The 20120-nt window shown below is 60.3% G+C and carries 20 protein-coding genes; 8 read left to right on the forward strand and 12 right to left on the reverse strand.

Annotated features, from left to right (window positions below; all coding sequences use genetic code 11):
• The 4 genes from AC1D06_RS31015 to AC1D06_RS31030 form a co-directional block, all read right to left on the reverse strand.
• A partial coding sequence (locus tag AC1D06_RS31015) for a chemotaxis protein CheW (RefSeq protein WP_477989775.1) occupies window positions 1-220 on the reverse strand: 220 nt, incomplete at its 3' end.
• Window positions 217-2268, reverse strand: a complete 2052-nt coding sequence (locus AC1D06_RS31020; RefSeq protein ID WP_477989776.1) for a chemotaxis protein CheA — start codon at window positions 2266-2268, stop codon at window positions 217-219. The genes AC1D06_RS31020 and AC1D06_RS31015, both read right to left, overlap by 4 nt.
• Complete coding sequence (locus tag AC1D06_RS31025; protein WP_477877935.1) at window positions 2265-2633, reverse strand: response regulator; 369 nt, start codon at window positions 2631-2633, stop codon at window positions 2265-2267. The genes AC1D06_RS31020 and AC1D06_RS31025 overlap by 4 nt, the downstream gene beginning before the upstream one ends.
• A complete protein-coding gene (locus AC1D06_RS31030; RefSeq protein ID WP_477877934.1) occupies window positions 2634-2936 on the reverse strand; it encodes an STAS domain-containing protein in 303 nt (100 codons plus the stop codon).
• A gap of 365 nt (window positions 2937-3301) precedes the next feature.
• Between AC1D06_RS31030 and AC1D06_RS31035 the strand changes: the two genes are divergently transcribed.
• Complete coding sequence (locus AC1D06_RS31035) at window positions 3302-5038, forward strand: chemotaxis protein (protein WP_477989777.1); 1737 nt, start codon at window positions 3302-3304, stop codon at window positions 5036-5038.
• 97 nt (window positions 5039-5135) lie between these two features.
• On the opposite strand, the gene AC1D06_RS31040 is transcribed toward AC1D06_RS31035, so the two are convergent.
• The 3 genes from AC1D06_RS31040 to efp form a co-directional block, all read right to left on the reverse strand.
• A complete protein-coding gene (locus tag AC1D06_RS31040) occupies window positions 5136-5852 on the reverse strand; it encodes an AAA family ATPase (protein WP_477989778.1) in 717 nt (238 codons plus the stop codon).
• A 152-nt stretch (window positions 5853-6004) separates the two neighbouring features.
• Window positions 6005-7159, reverse strand: a complete 1155-nt coding sequence (locus AC1D06_RS31045) for a serine hydrolase domain-containing protein (RefSeq protein WP_477989779.1) — start codon at window positions 7157-7159, stop codon at window positions 6005-6007.
• A gap of 175 nt (window positions 7160-7334) precedes the next feature.
• Window positions 7335-7904, reverse strand: coding sequence for an elongation factor P (gene efp, locus AC1D06_RS31050; protein ID WP_477877930.1), 570 nt, complete (start codon window positions 7902-7904; stop codon window positions 7335-7337).
• 136 nt (window positions 7905-8040) lie between these two features.
• On the opposite strand from efp, the gene epmA reads away from it, so the two are divergent.
• Together epmA and AC1D06_RS31060 are read left to right on the forward strand one after the other, a co-directional pair.
• Entirely contained in the window at window positions 8041-9099 is a 1059-nt protein-coding gene (gene epmA, locus AC1D06_RS31055) for an EF-P lysine aminoacylase EpmA (protein WP_477989780.1), read from the forward strand.
• 4 nt (window positions 9100-9103) lie between these two features.
• Window positions 9104-10141, forward strand: coding sequence for a lysine-2,3-aminomutase-like protein (locus AC1D06_RS31060; protein ID WP_477989781.1), 1038 nt, complete (start codon window positions 9104-9106; stop codon window positions 10139-10141).
• A 67-nt stretch (window positions 10142-10208) separates the two neighbouring features.
• Here AC1D06_RS31060 and AC1D06_RS31065 read toward each other — a convergent pair whose 3' ends face one another.
• The 5 genes from AC1D06_RS31065 to AC1D06_RS31085 all read right to left on the reverse strand — a co-directional run bounded on the left by AC1D06_RS31065 (window position 10209) and on the right by AC1D06_RS31085 (window position 15144).
• Window positions 10209-11270 carry an ABC transporter ATP-binding protein gene (locus AC1D06_RS31065; protein WP_477989782.1) on the reverse strand — a complete coding sequence of 354 codons (1062 nt, stop codon included), beginning with the start codon at window positions 11268-11270 and terminating at the stop codon, window positions 10209-10211.
• A 10-nt stretch (window positions 11271-11280) separates the two neighbouring features.
• A complete protein-coding gene (locus AC1D06_RS31070) occupies window positions 11281-12075 on the reverse strand; it encodes an ABC transporter permease (protein WP_477989783.1) in 795 nt (264 codons plus the stop codon).
• A complete protein-coding gene (locus tag AC1D06_RS31075) occupies window positions 12072-12938 on the reverse strand; it encodes an ABC transporter permease (protein WP_477877925.1) in 867 nt (288 codons plus the stop codon). Before AC1D06_RS31075 ends, AC1D06_RS31070 begins: the two co-directional genes overlap by 4 nt.
• 92 nt (window positions 12939-13030) lie before the next feature.
• Window positions 13031-14086: an ABC transporter substrate-binding protein gene (locus AC1D06_RS31080; protein ID WP_477989797.1), complete on the reverse strand. Its 1056-nt coding sequence runs from the start codon at window positions 14084-14086 to the stop codon at window positions 13031-13033.
• Window positions 14087-14262: 176 nt separating this feature from the next.
• Window positions 14263-15144 (reverse strand): MurR/RpiR family transcriptional regulator, encoded by an 882-nt coding sequence (locus tag AC1D06_RS31085; protein WP_477877924.1) that lies wholly within the window; start codon window positions 15142-15144, stop codon window positions 14263-14265.
• A gap of 160 nt (window positions 15145-15304) precedes the next feature.
• Between AC1D06_RS31085 and AC1D06_RS31090 the strand changes: the two genes are divergently transcribed.
• From AC1D06_RS31090 to AC1D06_RS31110, 5 genes are all read left to right on the forward strand, one after another.
• A complete protein-coding gene (locus tag AC1D06_RS31090; protein ID WP_477989784.1) occupies window positions 15305-16078 on the forward strand; it encodes an N-formylglutamate amidohydrolase in 774 nt (257 codons plus the stop codon).
• Window positions 16079-16184: 106 nt separating this feature from the next.
• Window positions 16185-17732: an amino acid permease gene (locus tag AC1D06_RS31095; protein ID WP_477989785.1), complete on the forward strand. Its 1548-nt coding sequence runs from the start codon at window positions 16185-16187 to the stop codon at window positions 17730-17732.
• Window positions 17733-17839: 107 nt separating this feature from the next.
• Window positions 17840-19207 (forward strand): glutamine synthetase family protein, encoded by a 1368-nt coding sequence (locus tag AC1D06_RS31100; RefSeq protein WP_477989786.1) that lies wholly within the window; start codon window positions 17840-17842, stop codon window positions 19205-19207.
• Window positions 19208-19291: 84 nt separating this feature from the next.
• On the forward strand, window positions 19292-19696 hold the full coding sequence (locus tag AC1D06_RS31105; protein WP_477989787.1) for a DUF7662 domain-containing protein: 405 nt from the start codon (window positions 19292-19294) through the stop codon (window positions 19694-19696).
• Entirely contained in the window at window positions 19689-20105 is a 417-nt protein-coding gene (locus tag AC1D06_RS31110) for a type II toxin-antitoxin system VapC family toxin (protein ID WP_477989788.1), read from the forward strand. Before AC1D06_RS31105 ends, AC1D06_RS31110 begins: the two co-directional genes overlap by 8 nt.
• The last annotated feature ends 15 nt before the right edge of the window (window positions 20106-20120 follow it).

Genomic DNA, 20120 nt, shown 5'->3' on the forward strand with positions numbered 1-20120 from the left:
GGATATCGGCGAGCGGGATCACCCGGCCGCGGAAATTGAGCACGCTGCCGACGAAAGGCCGCGCGCCCGGCACCGGTGTTTCCGGCAGCAGATCGAGGATTTCCCGCACGGTCACCGCCTCGATGGCGAAGGTCTCGCCGGCAATGTCGAAGGTCAGGACTTCGATTTCCTCGGAATTGCTCCAGAGATTGTTGTCGATCTTGAGAGCTGCTTCACTCATCCGGCCGCGCGCAATTGCGCCTCCTGTTGCTGACCCGCTGCCACCAGATGGGCGACATCGAGAATGAGCGCGACACTGCCATCGCCGAGGATGGTGGCACCGGAGAAGGTCGCGATATCATGGTGCAGTTTCGACATCGACTTGATCACCGTCTGGTGGTCGCCGATGATCTGGTCGACGACCAGGCCGACGCGCTCCGAGCCCGTGGAGATGACCACGACCTTCTGGTAYGGGTCCGGCTTGGTGCCGGTGCGGAAGAGGTCGCGCAGSCGGATGAACGGCACCAGGCTGTCGCGCAGCGAGATGAAGCTGCGGCCGCGCGAGCGCATGTCTTCTTCGAGCGACAGTTCCAGGCATTCCTCGACCGCGGAGAGCGGAATGACATAGCGGCCCGACCCGACACGCACGAGCAGGCCGTCGATGATGGCGAGCGTCAAGGGGATGTTGAGCGCGATGTCCGAACCCTTGCCGGGGATGGAAGTGACATTGATCGAGCCGCGCAACGCATCGATGGTGCGTTTGACCACGTCCATGCCGACACCGCGGCCGGAGAGGTTGGTGACGCTCTGTGCCGTCGAGAAGCCCGGCTGGAAGATCAGCTGCAGCAGTTCCTGATCGGAGAGCACCGCATTGGGCGCGATGATGCCGGAGCTTTCCGCCTTGGCGCGAACGCGCTCGCGATTGATGCCGCGGCCATCGTCGCGGATCATGATCGTCACCTCGCCGCCGGTCTGGCGGGCCGAGAGCGACACGCGGCCCATGGGCGGCTTGCCCGCAGCGACGCGTTCTTCCGGCGTTTCGAGGCCGTGGTCGCAGGAATTGCGCACCAGATGAACGAGCGGGTCGGCCAGCCGTTCGATGACGCTCTTGTCGACTTCGGTGGTTTCGCCCTCGGTGGTCAGCTCGATCTGCTTCCTGGTTTCATGGGCCAGATCATGGATGAGGCGGCGGAAGCGGCCGAACAGCTGGGTGACCGGCACCATGCGCAGCACCATCATCGTGTCGCGCAACTCGCCCGAAAGCCGTTCGATGTCCTCGGAGACGGCGCGCAGCGCGATATCGCCGCTTGCGCCGGCGAGCTGCGAGAGGCGCGACTGGGCGATGACGAGTTCGCCGACCCGGTCCATCAGTTCATCGAGGCGTTCGGCGGGAACGCGAACGTTCTCAGCACCCTTACCCGCTTTGGCGTCGGCGACCTTTGTATCATTGGCCTTGGCGTCGTTGGCTGCGGCCGGTGCGGTAACCTTGGCTTCCGGAGCTTTCGCCTGAGGTGCGGCAACCAGCGCCGAGGCCGTCGGCTGCGTGGCATGGACCGGTGCCGGCGCGGCAGCCGGAGCGGCCTTGGCAGGTTCAGCCACCTCGGTGATGTCGAGCTCCATGTCATCCATGACGAAGATGAAGACATCCTCGATCGCCGAACGCGACTTCGATGTTTTCAGCTCGACAGTCCAACCGATGTAGAGGTCGGCTGGGTTGAGGGTATCGAGCACCGGGATGGAGTTGCGCTCGGCCGTGATCGCGCATTCGCCGAGTTCGCGCAGTTCGTCGAGCAGCGGCAGCGGGTTGGTGCCGTTGGCCATGGCATTGGCCGGCAGGGAGAACCGCACCTTGAAGCTGGTTTGCTTCGGGCCGGCTTCGACCTCAGGCGTCACGGCGAGCTCCTCGCCGGATGCGGCTGCCTCGACGGCGCGCTGCAATTTGTCGAGCAGGACGATGCTGACGGCTTCGTGGTCGCCGTTCGGCGTTTCCACCAGCGTGCGCATATGGTCCTTGGCTTCAAGGACCGCCGAGATCAGCGACACGGTGGCGGGGACTTCACCCTTGCGGACGCGGTCGAAGGCGGTTTCGCAATGATGCGTAAAGCCGGCGAGCGCCTCGAAGCCGAACATCGCGCCCGACCCCTTGAGGGTGTGCAGGCTGCGGAAGACGGCGTCGATCTGTTCCTTGTCGGTGAGGTTGTCGATCAGGTCGAGCAGGCCGGCTTCGATCGCCTCCAGCAGCTCGGCCGCTTCCGTGCGGAAGACGTCGATAGGATCAGGATGGCTCATTTGCCGAGCACCTTTTTGACGATCTTCACCAGGTTTTCCGGGTCGAAGGGCTTGGTCAGCCAGCCGGTGGCGCCGGCTTCCTTGGCCTGCTGCTTGATCGAACCATCGGACTCGGTCGTCAGGAAGATGATCGGAATGCCCATCTGGCTCGGGATCTTGCGCAGCTCGCGGATCATGGTCAGGCCATCCATGACCGGCATGTTCAGGTCGGTGACGATCAGGTCGAAATTGCCCGACGTCGCCTTGGCAATACCTTCGGCGCCATTGACGGCTTCCGTGACCATATAGCCGGCGCTGGAGAGCGCGACATTCGTTGTCAGCCGGATGCTGGCGGAATCATCGACAGTCAGAATATTTGCAGACATTTACAGAACCTCTCGGTGGAGCCAAAAACGCGCATCGTCGCCCGTGAAGGATTGAAGAAATCCTGCTCGCTCGAGTATTGCGCAAACCATATCAGTGGCAGGTTTCGTCAGACTGACGTCCTTGGATTGTGCTGCGCCGGATTTTCGCGCGGCTTCGATCAACTGGATGAGCGAAAGATCCGCATCTTCGCAGGCGCTGAGGTCGATCTCGACGGCGGCGCTATTTTTGAAATTCGTCAACAGTTCGCTGTGAACGTCTTTCACATTACGAATATTTACTTTTGGCGGGACCAGATATGCCATGATATCCCTCGCTAATAATTTGGATCAGAACCCCTTCAGCCCTCATCAAAACTCCAGTGATTGGGATAACAAACGGTTAATTCGCGCACTGAGAAATTGGGTGATTTTTGTCACATGCTATTTTTAGGAGCAAAGTATTCATATATCCTTAAATATAATTTGCTTGTTGAAGCATTAATAAAAATACAATGTTTTCATCGGCTTACCGATGTTGTGTTGCGTGTGGCTAAATTTCTCAACGATTTTAAGGTGAATTGCTAACCAATTCCGCAAATGAAGGGGGCAACCGGGGCACGAATTTACCGGTCCTTCGTGGCTCGCCGTTACGGTCAGGCAAGAATGGGAACCTGCATGGGGATATAACTGTGCTGAAACGGGACGCGACGCAGCGGGCGAATACGATGGCCGACCGGGCAATGCTCGATAATAAATTGGCCGCCGCTCACAGCAAACTGGAAAAGAAATTCCTTGAAGGCGGCGCCGTGCTGGTCGCCATCATGGATATTCTCAAGCGGCTCATCGGTTCGCTCGATACCTTGACGGGCGCTCTGGACGGCCAGACGTCGACCGAGACGATCGAGCGCATCCAGACGACGGCGCGCGAACTGGCGCGGCTGCCTACCTTCGAGCTCTCCCGTCTCAAGGGTTTCGAGGCGCTCGCCGGCATCTGCAAGGCGATGCAGGACAGTATCGCCGACATGCGCGACACCATGCGCTATCTCAGGACCTTTGCGGTTACCGTGAAAATCACCGGCGCGGGGCTGGCGGAGTTCGCCGGCTTCGCCGACGAGATCCGGGAACGCATCCAGTCCGGTTCCGACGAGGTCAACAAATTCGCTGCCCAGCTTGCCGCCATGCATCAGCAGCTCTCCGGCGCCAAGGTGTTTTCCGGCAATATCTCGAAGAACTACGGCAATGTGGTTCCCCAGATCGTCCACGATCTCGAGCACAATGCGGGCAAGGTGGCCGAGCATCATCGCAATCTCGCCAGCATTGCCAACGAGGTGAAGGCCTTGGCACGCGGCATCCAGGGCAAGATCGCCACGGTGCTCTCGGCATTGCAGGTCGGCGACATCACCCGCCAGCGGATCGAGCATATCCGTTCGAGCTTCGTCTTCTTCGATGAGTTCAGGGCGTCCGCCGAGGCCGCGGAACTGGGCGAGGATGCGCTCGCCCGTGTCGACGGCGCGATCAGCCAGCTGGCTGCGGCCCAGATGGCAGAGACGGTCGCCGATTTCCAGCGCGATAGCCGCAAGATTCTCGAAACCATGTCGCGCTTCGTCGACGATGCACGCGACATTATGGCGCTGCGCGAGCAGATGCATCGGAAGAGCGATAACGGCAACAGCAATTTCCTGAGCGGGCTCGAGCAGAATGTCCAGGCCGCCAGCACGCTGGTCGGCAGCGTGAGCGAGACAAGCACGCAGGCTGACGGCGTCGCCCGCTCCACCACCGCCACGGCGCAAAGCCTGCTCGCCGGCATCGAGATGATCCGGGCGATCAAGACCGACATCCACTATATGGCGCTGAACTCCAACCTGCGTTGCTCCAGGCTCGGCGACGAAGGCCGTGCGGTCAATGTCGTCAGTGGCGAACTGCGCTTCTTCGCCGAAAAGCTTGAAGAGCCCGCCAACAAGGTGCTGGCGGAATTGCAGCGTTTCGAAGGCGCGGCCGGCGCCTTGTCGCAGGACAAGGGCGAGGGTGGCATGGATATCAGCCAGCCGCTCAACCAGGCGCTGACGGCCATTCACCAGGTGTCCGAGCGCATGGACGCCGGCATCGGCGAATTCGAGCGGGAAGGGCAGGAGGTGTTCACCAAGGTCAGCGCCGCCATCGGCACGCTCGATTTCGAAAGCGAACTCGGCGAGGTGCTGGACGATTGCGTGCGGACTGCGGACGGGCTTGCCGACCTCGTCCAGGGTGACATCTCGGACGTTGCGGCTGCCGTATCCGGGCTCAGCAACCGCATTTTCAAGATCTACACCATGGTGTCGGAGCGCGACATCCACCTGGCCTATCTTCCGATGGACGCGGTCGAAGAAGCGCCCGTCGCTGCCAAGATCGAGAGCGACGAGGACCTGTTCGAGGATGCGCTGTTCTGAAGCCCAAAGCGCGTAGCGCTCTGGAGTTCTTTGGTTTGCGCATGTCCTTATCTCGAAACCGGTGGCCAGTTTCGGGAGACTGCGCTTGTCAGCCTGCTCAGGCCGCCGTACGCGCCGCGCGCGGCAGCGCCGTTTCCTTCGGCCGGACATTGCGGTTCGGGACATAGCCCAGCACTTCGTTGGCGAAGGCCTGGGCATTTTCCTTGGCCTTGTCGAGATTGCTGAAGCGCTCGGCCTCCATTTCATAGAGGCTGCAGCCATAATCGAAGAGATCGCGATAGGCGGCGCGCTCGATGATCGGCGTGTCGAGCAGCCGCACCTTGCGTTCGGCCAGCAATTGCTTGACCGCCGAGAGCGCCCTGGTCGTCACCATGGAGTTGACCCGCGTCAGCACGACGGAATGCGGGATCAGGATATTGGCCTTGCTCTCCAGATATTGCAGCAGTTCCAGCACCTGGGCGCCGCCCTTGGCATCCATGGCGCAGCCCTGGATCGGGATCAGCACATGGTCGGACATGCCAACGGCGGTGGCGAGCAGCGGGGTGGAAGCGCCCGGCAGGTCGATGACGAAATAGTCTGTCTTGCTGCGATTGGCATCGAGCACCGACTGGATGGTCGCCTGCGTGACATAGGAGACGACGTTGATGTTCTCGAGCGGCGTTCCCGTTTCATGCCAGCGGCTGATCCAGCGCTGTGGATCGGCATCGAGAATGGTGACGCGATGGCCCTGGCGGGCAAGTTCGGTGGAAAGCAACAGCACCGCCGTCGTTTTTCCGGCGCCGCCCTTGGTATTGGCAAAAGTGATGATCGGCATAGCCGTGCCCCTCAAATCGATATGCGGGCATCCCCCGCCCGCTCAAATCACCGGTAGCCGGTGCGGGTTCAATCCTTGCCAATTATACTTAACCGAACCTTAACACCGTGCGGCGAACTCCGCACGGCAAAGCAATGAAAAGTTACAGTGGCTCAGCCGGACACGATCCTGTGGAGCGCGTTGAGCAGGTCGCGCGAGCGGCTGTCGTCGGGGTCGATGCGCATCTGGTTCATTGTATAGGAGAAGCCGGTGCGGGACGAAGGCCAGGCGCCATGTATCGAACCGCCGGCGCCGCCATGTCCGAAGGCGTCGCTGGGCGGGCCGAGGTGCCGCTGCTCGGTCTGCAGCGCGAAGACCGTGCCGAAGGCCATGGTTTCGAGAATATAGGGATCGTAGAAGCGCGAGCGTTCGTTGCGACCGGCGTGGATGGTGTTTTCCCTGAGGATGCGCACGCCATCGATCTCGCCGCCGCGAGCGAGGCAGCCGTAGTAGCGGGCCATGGCGCGTGCCGTGGCCAGGCCGCCGCCGCCCGGGATTTCTGCCGCATGCCAGGCGCGACTGTTCCAGGGCAGGCCGTCGGCGGGAAAGAGCGGCGGGTTTTCCCAGATCGATTTCTGCACCGGATCGCTGGCCGGCGGCTCGTCCCAGGGGCTTTTCGGATCGCGCTCGATACGGCCGACACGATATTCCTCGCTTTCGGGCAAGCCGATCCAGGCGTCGAGTCCAAGCGGGCGGCCCACTTCCTCGGCAAAGAATTTTCCGAGGCTACGGCCATCGACGCGGCGGATAATGGCGCCGCAGAGCCAGCCGATGGTCAGTGCATGATAACAGTGGAAGGCGTCCGGATCGCGTGCCAGTTCCTGGGCGGCGAGCAGGTTCTCCATCTTCTCATGGTCGGCGAGATCCGCATAGGTGAGCGGCGCCGTGATGCCCGGCAGGCCGGCACCGTGTGAAACGACATGGCGTATCCGCACGGTCTGTTTGCCATTCTGGGCGAATTCCGGCCAATATTTTGCCACCGGCGCGTCTATGTCGATCAGGCCGCGCTCGATCAGGATCAGCATGCAGGACGCGATCAGGCCCTTTGTGCCGGAGAAGACGACTTGCAGCGTTTCCTCTTCCCAGAGCTTGCCGGGCACCGCATAGCCGCCCCAGATGTCAACCACGGTCTTGCCGTCGTGCACCGCCGCAAAGGCGGCACCCACATCATTGCGCTCGGCGAAATTGCGCTCGAATTCCCGCACGACGCTGTCGAAACCGGGCGCGTAGCTGCCACGCACCAGACTGTTGTTGTCCAAGGCGATCATCGTTCCTCCCGCATGCCCGCAACGGTTCCAAGCCGCCTAGTCGATAAGCCTGGCGGAGCGTCTTGTCGAGAGATCGGAAGAACGTTGAGCGATGCAATGCCAAGGGCGATCGCCCTTTCAAAAACAAAACGGCCCGCTTGCGGCGAGCCGTTTCATAAAACCAGTCGGACCTCGATCAGTCCTTGGCGCGCTCGACATAGGAGCCGTCTTCGGTCAGCACCACGATGCGGGTGCCGGCGTCGACATGCGGCGGGACGGCGGAGCGGATGCCGTTCGAGAGCATGGCCGGCTTGTAGGAGGAAGAGGCCGTCTGGCCCTTGACCACCGGCTCGGTCTCGACGACTTCGAGAATGACGTGGCGCGGCAGTTCCAGGGCGATCGGATTGCCTTCGTGGATGGAGAGCACGACCTTCATGCCTTCCTGCAGGTAGGCCTTGTCGTCACCGACCATGTCGGCGCTGGCGGCAACCTGGTCATAGTTTTCCGGGTTCATGAAGTGAAAGCCTTCGCCATCCTGGTAGAGGTACTGGAAGTTGATATCCTCGACGATGGCGCGTTCGACCTGTTCGGTGGTCTTCCAGCGTTCCGACACCTTTACGCCGTCGGAGATGCGGCGCATGTTGATCTGGGTCACCGGCGTGCCCTTGCCGGGGTGGAAATTCTCCGCGGTCAGCACAGCGTAGAGCCTGCCGTCGATATCGACGACATTGCCCTTGCGAAGCTGGGAAGCGATCACTTTTGCCATAAGACGTCCTTGTCACGTGTTGGAAGGCGCTTTAAAGGACGGCAGCAAGCCGGCCAGGATGCGCTTTTCTTGAATGTGTGGCGCGCTACTAACCCGAAAATGGCTAAATTGCCAGACCGAATTGACGAAAAACGCTATGAGTGACACCGCCTCGCAATCGCCCTGGTGGCAACCGGACGTGCATGCCGACCGTCGGCCGTTTCTACTGGCCCGCAATCGGGTGCAGGCGGCGTTGCGTAATTTCTTCCTGGGTGACGATTTCATCGAGGTCGATACGGCAGCCCTGCAGATATCGCCCGGCAACGAGACGCATCTGCACGCCTTCGAGACCGCGCTGATCGGCTCGGACGGCGTGGCACATCCCTATTACCTGCACACATCGCCGGAATTCGCCTGCAAGAAGTTGCTCGCGGCCGGTGAAAGGCGCATCTTCACCTTCGCCCATGTCTACCGCAACCGCGAGACCTCACCGACGCACCAGCCGGAATTCACCATGCTCGAATGGTATCGGGCCGGCGAGATTTATGAAGCGCTGATGCAGGATTGCGCGGCAATGCTCAGGCTTGCGGCCGAGGCGGGCGGGCAAAGCCTGTTCCGCTATCGCGGGCTGGAATGCGATCCGGCGCTTGCGCCCGAACGGCTGACGCTGGCGGAGGCGTTTTCCCGTCATGCCGGCATCGACCTGATGGCGACGATTTTTCCGGATGGATCGACGGATCGGGAGGCGTTGGAGGCTCTGGTGCAGGGCGCGGGCATTCGGACGGCGGCGGACGATACCTGGTCCGATCTTTTCTCCCGGGTTCTGGTCGAGAAGGTCGAGCCGCATCTCGGCATCGGTCGGGCGACGATCCTTTGCGAATATCCGACCGCGGAGGCCGCGCTGGCGCGGAAATCACCGCGCGATAGCCGGGTGGCGGAGCGTTTCGAGCTCTATGTCTGTGGCGTGGAACTGGCCAATGCTTTTGGCGAACTGACCGATGCCGATGAGCAGCGGCGGCGTTTTGAGATGGAGATGGCGGAGAAGYGCCGCATTTATGGCGAGACTTATCCGCTGGATGAGGATTTTCTCGCGGCACTGGCTGTGATGCCGGAGGCGAGCGGTGCAGCGCTAGGGTTTGACCGGCTGGCGATGCTGGCAAGCGGTGCGGCAAGGATCGACCAGGTGATGTGGGCGCCGGTCAGGTGGGGGGCTTGATGGAATGAACGCCCTCACCACCCCCAAACAGCTGATGGAAGCCGGCCTGATCTCCCTTGGCGAAGCCGAGGCGGTGGAAGCTGTCGCCGCCCGCTATGCCGTTTCCGTTACCCGGAGCGTGGCGCAACTGATCGATCCCACCAATCCCCACGATCCGATCGCCCGGCAATATATTCCCGATCCGGCCGAATTGACCCGATTGCCGCAGGAGCGACCGGATCCGATCGGCGACCATGCGAAAAGCCCGGTCGAGGGCATCGTGCATCGCTATCCGGACCGGGTGCTGCTCAAGGCCGTGCATGTCTGCCCGGTCTACTGCCGCTTCTGCTTCCGCCGCGAAATGGTTGGGCCGCAGGGTGACGGCACGCTGTCAGGCGAGGCGCTGGATGCCGCGCTGGCTTATATTGCCGGCCATCCGGACATATGGGAGGTGATCATCACCGGCGGCGATCCGCTGGTGCTGTCGGCGCGGCGGCTCAAGGAACTGATGCAGCGGCTCGGCGCGATCGAGCATTTGAAGGTGATCCGCTTTCATAGCCGCGTTCCGGTTGTCGATCCCGAGCGGATCGATGCGGCGTTGGTCGAGGCTCTGCAGGCTGCCGGCAAGACCGTCTATATCGCCCTGCACGCCAACCATCCGCGCGAGTTGACGGATGCGGCAAGGGCCGGCTGCGCGCGGCTGATCGATAGCGGCATCATGATGGTCAGCCAGTCGGTGCTGCTGCGCGGCGTCAATGACGATCCGGCGGTGCTCGCCGATCTGATGCGGCGCTTCGTCGAGAACCGGATCAAGCCGTATTATCTGCATCATCCCGACCTCGCGCCGGGAACCAGCCATTTCCGGCTGCCGATCGAAGAGGGCAGGGCGATCGTCGCCGAACTGCGCCGTCTCGTCTCTGGCCTCTGCATGCCGGCCTATATCCTCGATATTCCCGGCGGGCATGGCAAGGTGCAGCTCAGCGACAGCCCGGTGCGGGACCAGGGGGACGGATGCTATGCGATCGAGGACCGGTTGGGCGCGGTGCATGACTATCGGGGCTGAGATTGCTGTTCGGAAAGAAATAGCGCGATCGGGATTGGCCGGACGATTGGTCGTCCGGCCGTGTCCATCAATCCCGCACGATCAGCAGGTCGCTGGCCGAGAAACGGGCTTCGAGCGTGTCGCCGACGACCGGCGGCTTGGCTTGTGGGTCGTTGAACATGTCGAAGGAGATCGACTGACCCTCGACATTGAGCTTAGTACGGATCACCGAGCCGAGGAAGCTCACCGCTTCGACCTTGCCCGAAAGGGCGAAATCGCGGTGGCTGCTGCCGGAGACCGAAAGGGCTTCGGGGCGGAGCGCCAGGTTGAGCTTGTCGCCTGTCTTGACGTTGCCGAGTGGCTCGTTGAGCTTGACGGTCGTGCTGCCGATGGTGACCGTGTTGGCTGAGGGATCGGCAACCGTGGCGCCAATGATCGATAGGGTGCCGACGAAGGTGGCGACAAATTTAGTCTGCGGACGGTTGTAAATCTCGAAGGGCGTGCCGATTTGGTCGGCGCGGCCCTGATACATGACGACGATGCGGTCCGAGATCGACAGCGCTTCTTCCTGGTCGTGCGTGACGAAGATGGTGGTGATGCCCATCTTTTGCTGGATGGCGCGGATTTCCTCGCGCAGTGACACGCGGATCTTGGCGTCGAGCGCCGAGAGTGGTTCGTCGAGCAGGAGCACTTGCGGCTTGATGGCCAGCGCGCGGGCGAGCGCCACGCGCTGCTGTTGTCCGCCCGACAGCTGGAACGGGTAGCGGTCGGCGAGATGGGCGAGACCGACCAGCGTCAGCATTTCGGTGATCGTCTTGCCCGCTTGCGCCTTGTCGATGCCCTTGACGCGCAGGCCAAAGCCGACATTGTCCGTCACGCTCATGTTGGGGAACAGCGCATAGGCCTGGAACACCATGCCGATATTGCGCTGGTTGGTCTTCAGGTCGTTCTGGCGCACGCCGGCAATCGAGATGTCGCCGGCAGTGGGGGTTTCGAAGCCTGCGACCATGCGCAATGTCGTGGTCTTGCCGCAGCCGGACGGTCCGAGAAAGGAGATGAACTCACCCTTCTCGATGTCCATGTTGAAGTCCTTGACGACCTGAGTCTGGCCGTAGGTCTTCTGGACGTTTTTCAGTTCGAGAAATGCCATGGAATTGTCCTCAAGCCTTGGCGCGCGACATTTTCTGGAAGCGCGATGCGATGTTGATGAGGCCCATCGAGGCCCAGGTCATGATGAAGGCGATCATTGCCAGTGCCGACGGTTCATAGGCGCGGTTGGCGCCGATGAGCTGCAGATAGGGGCCGAAAGCCGGCCTGTTGAGCAACGACGGCATGGTGAATTCGCCGATGACAATTGCGAATGCGATGAATGAGCCGGAGAGTACGCCGCTCATCACGTTCGGGAAGATGCAGCGGAACATGATGGTCAGACCGGATGCACCAAGGCTTTCAGCGGCCTCGGTCAGCACACGCACGTCGATCGCCCGCATGGAGGTGTCAACGGAACGATACATGTAAGGCAGGGACAGAGTCATGAACGAAAAGACCAGCAGCAGATCCGTTGTCCGATCGAACGCGGTGAACGGCAGATAGAGCGGCGAGGCCGAGCCGTAGAGCGTGAGATAGCCGAAGACGATGACGATTGCCGGGATGACCAATGGCAGCAGCGTGATGAATTCGACGACCGGACGCATCTGCGGCACGCGCAGCCGCACCCAGTACGCCGTCGGAACGATCAGCAGCATGCCGATAATGATCGTCAACACCGCCATCAGGATGGAGTAGCTGAAGGTTTCCCGGAACTGCACATCCGAGAACACCGAGGCGTATGCGTCGAAAGAATAGACGCCGCGGCGCATGCTGAGCGAAAACAAGAAGGTCGCGACCAGCGGCAGAAAGAAATAGGTTGCCGAGATGAGGACTGCCAACCAGGCGAGGATCTTTTTGCCGGTCATTTCTGCCACCGTTCAGCGCGGATGCGCAGCCAAATGTAGAGGAAGTTGGAGATGCCGGTGATGACCACCATGCCAAGCGCGATAGCATAACCAAGATTGGGGTTGTGCAGAACGTCGCCGCGGATCTGAGCGTAGAGCTGCATAGGTATGATATTCAGGGACGACCCGGTCAGCGCATAGGCTGTGGCGATAGCGCCGAAGGAATTGGCGAATAGCAGCAGGAAGGTGCCCATAAGGCTCGGCCAGAGAACCGGGAGGATGACCATGCGCCAGTATTGCCAGGTATCAGCACCGAGGATTGATGCTGCCTCGTGCCATTCCTTTTTGATGCCGTCCAAAGCCGGGGTGATGATCAACACCATCAGCGGGATCTGGAAATACATGTAAGTGAGCGTCAGGCCGAAGAAGCTCAAGATACTAAAGCCATGGGCATAGATATTGAAGCCCAGATAATTCGTCATGAACCAGGTTAGCAGGCCGGTGCGCCCAAGGGTCGACAGGAAGGCGAAGGCCAGCGGGATACCAGCGAAATTCGAGGCAACACCACAGAACGTCAAAGTAAAGCTGCGTACCCATCCGGGCAAGTCGCCCATGGTGATCGCCCAGGCAAGGAAAAAGCCGATAAGCAGGCCGCCGATACCGGATGCAAGGCTGATCTTGATCGAAATCCAATAGGAAGCAATGATGTTTGGCGCAAAGAGAAAGTTCGCGAGAGTGAACTGTCCGTCTTTGTTGAAGAAGGCGCCGCTGACAAGATAAAGCGTCGGAATGATGAGGAACAACAGCGCAAACAGCATGAATGGCGCGATGCCGAGCCAATCCATGATCACACGCCGGTTCACTAAGCCTTGGGACTGCGCCATAAGGGGTCACCGGTTTCGGGAAATGGGGGAAGTGAAATGCCATAAAAGCCTTCCCGGGCGAGGGCGCCCGGGAAGGTATGCAAAGTCGGTTATTACTGGACGTTGGCGCCGACGACCTTGTCCCACTGTTCGGTGATCGCCTTCTTATAGGCGGCCTGCTGGTCGAGCGTCGGGAAGACGGCCTTGGCATAGCCGGCAGCCGGCGGCAGCTTCTTCATCAGGTCGGCCGGGATCTTGTTGGCCTTGGCGAGATCGTTGAAGCGGATCGGGTGGCAATAGCCCTTCAGCCATTCGATCTGGCCTTCGTCGGAATAGAGGTATTCCATCCAGAGCTTCGCAGCGTTCGGATGCGGAGCGTAAGCCGAGATCGCCTGGACATAGACGCCAGCGACGACGCCGTTCTGCGGCACGACGACTTCATAGGGCGGGTTGCCGTTCAGGCTGTCGCCCCAGGAGATCGCGTTGTAGTCCCAGGCAGCGATGATCGGGGTCGTCCCTTGCGCGAAGGAGGCAGCCTTGCCGATGACCGGCACGAAATTGCCCTTGGCATTCAGGTCCTTGAAGAAGGCGAGACCGGCATCGCCAGCCTTGGAGACGTCCCCATTGGCAGCAGCCAGGCCAGCCGCGAACACGGCCGAAACGGCCTGGTTGGCAGTGCGCGGGTCACCGGCGAGCGAGACCATGTTGGCGAATTCCGGCTTCTGCAGGTCGGCCCAATCCTTCGGGGCTTCCTTGACCAGATCCTTGTTTACGAGCAGCGACATGACGCCGTAGTAATCGCCGTACCAAAAACCGTCGGCATCCTTGGCGCTATCCGGAATGCTGTCCCAGGTCGAGACCTTGTAGGGCTGCAGCAGGCCGTCCTTCTTGGCCGTCGGGCCGAAGGAGAGGCCGACGTCGATGGTGTCAGGAGCCTGCGGGCCCTTGTTGTTCTTGTTGGCCTTGATGGCTTCGACTTCGTCGCCCGAACCGGCGTCCGGGTTCAGTTCGTTGACCTTGAGGCCGTACTTGGCCTTGAAGGCTTCCAGCGCGCCGCCGTAGTTGCACCAGGAGTGCGGCAGGGCGATGACGGTCAGTTCGCCTTCGGCCTTGGCAGCCTTGACGAGGTCATCCATGGACGCAGCACGGACGCTGGCCGTCGAGGCCATGAGTGCCGCGCAGCTGACTGCGACGAGTGTATTGAGGGTTTTCACTGACTTTCTCCTCTTTCTAGTTTCAAGCGGTGAGCGTGCTGTTAGATTTATTCCATGACGTCTGTGTGACAGTTTTGTGCACTGAACAAAACTGTACACGTTACTTCGAAACTGCTAATTCAACTTACCGGTTATTCGCCGGCAACAGGCTTACGAAACAGCGGTGTCGATTCGAACAGCGATTCCAGCATTGTCATGCGTTCGCGTGTTTTTTCCCAATGCGATCCCTGGATCGCCTCGATCAGCGCTTCGACGACGATGAGGGTGACGACTGAGGAATCCCAGGCCGACGGCGCCTCGATGTCAAGGCGGAAGACGTGGCGCGCATGCTTGGCGATCGGCGAGCCCCAGACGTCGGTGAACAGGATGATTTCCGCACCATGCTCGGCGGCTGTGCGGGCCAACGCCTCAAGCTGGCTCTCGTAGCGGCGGATGTCGAACAGGATGAGTATGTCGCCGCGGTTCATGTTGAGCACATAATGCGGCCAGCTCGATGCGTTGGGAGAGATGCGCGTCACGCCGGGCCGGATCACCTGCAGATGGGTGAAGAAATATTCGGCCAATGCGCCGGTGATGCGGCCGCCGGCAAGATAGACGGCCCGCTTTCGGTCGCCGATCAGCCTGGCGGCATTGTCGAATTCGGCCGGATCGAGCGAACCCAGCGACTGGCGCATATTGTTCATCACCGCCTCGGCGAAGCGGTTGAGGATATGGGCGCCTGGAGCATTGGGCGCCATGCGCTCGTGCTTGGTGATCGGGTTGGAAATCGTCTCTTCGAGTTCCTGATGCAGCCGCACCTGGAAGTCGGTAAAACCCTTGAAGCCCAGCTTCTGCACCATGCGCACGACCGTGGGGGTCGAGACATTCGCCGCCTCGGCCACCGTGGTGATCGAGCCCAGTCCGGAGACCGGATAATTGTCGAGCAGGCTGTTGGCCAATTGCTTTTCGGCGCGCGTCATCTGGTCATAACGTGCGGTGATCATGTCTGAGACTGTCTTGGTGGTGCTGGACACGTGTCCCCCATTCCCTTCCGGTCTGCGCCGGAATTTACGCAATATGAAATGAAAACAACATTGCGAGTCAACAGCTTTTTTGGATGGGATTCTTCATTGTCTCGATTGACAACGGATGAAAACTGAAGAAATTATTACAGAAAAGCGAAGGCGTGGGGGAATGTCGGACGATTTGCATCTGCTGACGGCCGAAGACGGGGCACCGGTCAGCGAAACCAATACCGCAGGCCGGGGAGACGTGCTGCTGATTTGCGAGCATGCAAGCCGCCGGCTGCCAGCGCGGCTCGGCTCGCTAGGGCTCGATGCCGAAGCGCTGGAGGCGCATATCGCCTGGGATCCGGGGGCACTCGGCGTGGCGCTGGGGATGTCGAAAGCGCTTGATGCTGCCCTGATCTACCAGAATTTCTCGCGGCTCGCCTATGATTGCAACCGGCCGCCCGAGGCGGCCGATGCCATGCCGGCCCGCAGCGAGATTTACGACATACCGGGCAATGTCGATCTGTCGGAGAGCGACCGCCGGGCGCGGACCGAGGCGATCTACATGCCGTTCAAACAGGCAATCGCGCACCGCATCGCCGAGCGTCGGGCCGTGGGGCGCGACACGGTGCTGGTGACGATGCATTCGTTCACGCCGGTTTATAAAGGGGCGGAGCGCGATGTCGAAATCGGTATCCTGCACGACACCGACAGCCGGCTTGCCGACCAAATGCTGGGCTTTGCCGAAAAGGCCCGCCGCTACCGCGTTCGCCGCAACGAGCCTTACGGGCCGGCGGACGGCGTCACCCACACGCTCAAACTGCACGGGCTTGCAAACGGCTTGATGAATGTCATGATCGAGGTCCGCAACGACCTTATACGAGATGAAGCCGGCCAGGAGGTCATGGCCGGTTTTCTGGCGGGACTGATCAGGGAAAGCCTGTCCATCCCCGCCTGAGGAGACGATCTCAACACCGCGCGGCGCCAATGATCGCGCGGGTCATAAAGTGCATGAGAAGGTCCGGCAGCATGGTGCGGCCGGAGGGGAACAGGGACCATGAACAATGTCAGGTTATACAGACGACCAGAATAAGCAGGACACAAATGTCCTGCACTCCATGGGCTATGCCCAGGAGCTTCACCGTCGCATGAGCGGCTTTTCCAACTTCGCCATTTCCTTTTCGATCATTTGCATTCTGGCGGGCGGCATCGGTGCGTATACCGTGGCTCTCGGCGCTGCGGGAGGTGGTTCGATCGGCATCGGCTGGATCGTCGGTTCAATCTTTGCGCTCATCGTCGCTGCTTCCATGGGGCAGATCGCATCGGCCTATCCGACAGCCGGCGGACTTTATCATTGGTCCTCGATCCTTGGCGGCAAGGGCTGGGGCTGGGCGACTGCCTGGATCAATCTGTTTGGCCTGCTTTTCGTTGTCGCGTCAGTCAATTATGGCGTTTACCTGCTGCTGCGCGATCTCGTTCTCGTCGGCATGTTCGGAATGGACGCAGCGAGTTTCACCGGCACAAGCCTGGTGATCTGGGTTGCGATCATCACGGCAATTCAGGCTGCGATGAACTACATGGGCATTCGCGTCACCACGCTACTTACAGACTTTTCGGGCTATCTGATCTTTGCCATCTCCATCGCGATCATTCTCGGCCTTATTTTTGGCTCGCCTGTCCCACTCGACTTTTCCCGTTTGGTGACATTCAAGAACTATACGGGCGACCCGGGCGCAGGTACCTGGCCCGCGACGCAGAGCCTGTTCTTCGCCTTCGTTCTTGGTTTGCTGCATGTGTGCTACACGATAACCGGCTTCGATGCGTCCGCGCACACGTCGGAAGAAACGCGCGATGCGCAGCGCGCCGTTCCGCGTGGCATGCTGAATGCGGTGTTCTGGTCTGGCGTGTTTGGCTGGATCCTCGTCGCTGCAATTCTGCTTGCTATGCCGAGCGTTGACGAAGGTGCGGCCAAGGGTTGGTCGGTGTTCTCCTACACCCTCGAAGCTAGCCACATGCCGAAGTTCCTCAAGGATGTCATCTCGGTCGGTATCGTCGCTTCGAACTTCCTTTGCGCACTTGCCGRCATGACCTCACTGTCGCGCATGATTTTTGCCTTCGCCCGTGATGGTGGCATTCCGGGTGCTTCGGGCTGGCTTAGGAAGGTTAGTCCGACCTTCCGCACGCCCGGCCCGGCTGTCATTACCGGCGCAGTGCTTTGCTTCATTTTGGGCTTTCTCGCCGGCACCAACGCGAGCGCCTACATTATCCTGGCTTCAGGTTGCGCCGTGTTTCTTTACGTATCCTACATGATGCCGATTGCCGCGGGTTTGCTTGCCRAGGGTAAATCGTGGACGAAGAAGGGTCCATTTGATCTTGGGGTCTGGTCGAAGCCGATTGCTGTTCTGGCAATTATCGGCGCGGCCATCCTCGCTTTTGTCGGCTTCCAGCCGCCGAACCAACTGGTTGGCTACTTCCTGGTGGGTCTGATCGTGTTTCTGATCGTGATCTGGTTTGCATTCGAGCGTAACCGCTTTGCCGGCCCGCCGTTGACGGAGGCCGCAGTGAAGGCGCGTCAGGCCGACATCGCCGCCGCCGAGACTGCCTACCAATAATCTTAGATCTCCTATCTCTCCGGCCCGCAAAGGGCCGGAGAATCACCATACGTCGTTTCAACGAGCATGCGGGCATATGCCTGCTGCAACCAACTGGCGAGTTCCTCATGAGTGCAGCCTATTCATTCGACGATCTAAAAAAGGACGTTTCCGAAGGCCGGATCGATACCGTGCTCGCCGTGCAGGTGGATATGCAGGGCCGGCTGATGGGCAAGCGCTTCCATGCTCAATATTTCGTCGACAGCGCCTGGCAGGAGACGCATAGCTGCAACTATCTGCTCGCCACCGACATGGAGATGGAGACCGTTTCCGGCTACAAATCCACCAGCTGGGAAAAGGGCTATGGCGATTACACCATGAAGCCCGATCTCGACACGCTGCGCCGCCTGCCGTGGCTCGAAGGCACGGCCATGGTACTCTGCGATGTGCTCGATCACCACACGCATGAAGACGTGCCGCATTCGCCGCGTGCCGTGCTCAAGAAGCAGATCAAACGGCTCGAAGCAATGGGCATGAAGGCCTTCATGGCCACCGAACTCGAATTCTTCCTGTTCGACCAGACCTATGACGATGCCCGCCACAGCGGCTATCGCGATCTCCAGCTGGTTTCCGGCTATAACGAGGATTACCACATCTTCCAGACCACCAAGGAAGAGGATGTGATGCGGGCGATCCGCAACGGCCTGCAGGGCGCCGGCATTCCGGTCGAAAACAGCAAGGGCGAAGCCTCGGCCGGGCAGGAAGAGATCAATGTCCGCTATGCCGACGCGCTGACCATGGCCGACCGGCACGTCATCATCAAGAATGCCTGCAAGGAGATTGCCTGGTCGCGCGGCAAGGCGATCACTTTCCTTGCCAAGTGGAACTACAACGCCGCCGGCAGTTCCTCGCATGTCCATCAGTCGCTCTGGTCGCTGGAGGGCAAGCCGCTGTTCTTCGACCACAAGGGCCGCTACGGCATGTCGGAGCTGATGGAGCACTATGTGGCGGGCCTGCTCGCCCATGCCGGCGAAATCACTTATTTCCTGGCGCCCTACATCAATTCCTACAAGCGTTTCGTCGCCGGCACCTTTGCTCCGACCAAGGCGGTCTGGTCGAAGGACAACCGCACTGCCGGCTACCGCCTCTGCGGCGAGGAGACCAAGGGTATCCGCATCGAATGCCGCGTCGGCGGCTCCGACCTCAACCCCTATCTCGCCTTCGCGGCACTGATTGCGGCCGGGATCGATGGCATCGAGAAGAAGATGGCGCTTGAGGACCCCTTCACCGGCGACGCCTACGGCGCCAAGGACGTGCGCGAAGTGCCGAAAACGCTACGCGGCGCCGCGGAAATGCTGGACAAGTCGGCGCTTCTGCGCGGTGCGTTCGGCGATGACGTGATTGATCACTATGTCCGCGCAGCGCACTGGGAGCAGGAAGAATATGACCGCCGGGTGACGGATTGGGAGGTGGCGCGAGGGTTCGAGAGAGCATAAACACTCATAAACACCCACATACACTTCTTCTTGACGGTAGGGTTTTGGGTGTTTATTTTGCCTGGCGAATGAAGGAGTTTTGCCATGCGCAAATATGAACCTTTGGGAAAGTTCCTGAGTCAGCAGAACCGGACATACGYACCTATGACGTTCCGGGAGATTGAGCGAATACTCGGTCGAACTCTGCCGCCATCGAAAATGCAACGGGCTTGGTGGAGCAACAATCCCACCAATAACGTCATGACGCAGCAATGGCTGGACGCAGGCTATGAGACCGAGTCGGTGGATATCGCCGGAGAAAAGCTGGTCTTTCGCCGTGCCAAGGACAATGCAGGCTCTGGTGAAGGCGACGGGGAAGGCGGAAGCAGAGAGGATGATCTTTCTGATCCGATATTCGGATGTATGAAGGGAACGATGACCATTCCTGCCGATCTTGATTTGACGGCGCCTGCTGATCCAGAGTGGGGCAAGGTCTATCAGGATGGCTGATGGCCTGCTGCTGGATACATGCGCCATGATTTGGATGGCGCATGACGAGCCAATCGCGATCGAGGCCCGAAAGGAATTGGTCAGGGTTCGAAAAGCGGCAGGGACTATTGCCGTCTCGGCAATGTCGGCGTGGGAAATCGGCATGCYGATCGCCCGTGGCCGGCTGCCAACGACAAAAACGGCGTCGAGTTGGTTTGGGGATTTTATCATGAATGGTCGCGTAAGCGTGGAAGCGGCTACTCCGGAGATATTGATTGCGTCTTCGCATCTCCCGATACCCATTCACAACGACCCAACAGACCGCATCCTCATCGCCACCGCGCGAGAACATGATTTGACCATAATTACCCGCGACCGGGCGATCCTTGCCTATGGCGCGGCGGGCCATGTGAGGACACTGGCCTGTTAGAGGGAGACTGAAGAG

It is taken from the genome of Rhizobium sp. P2_G2, assembly GCF_056403555.1.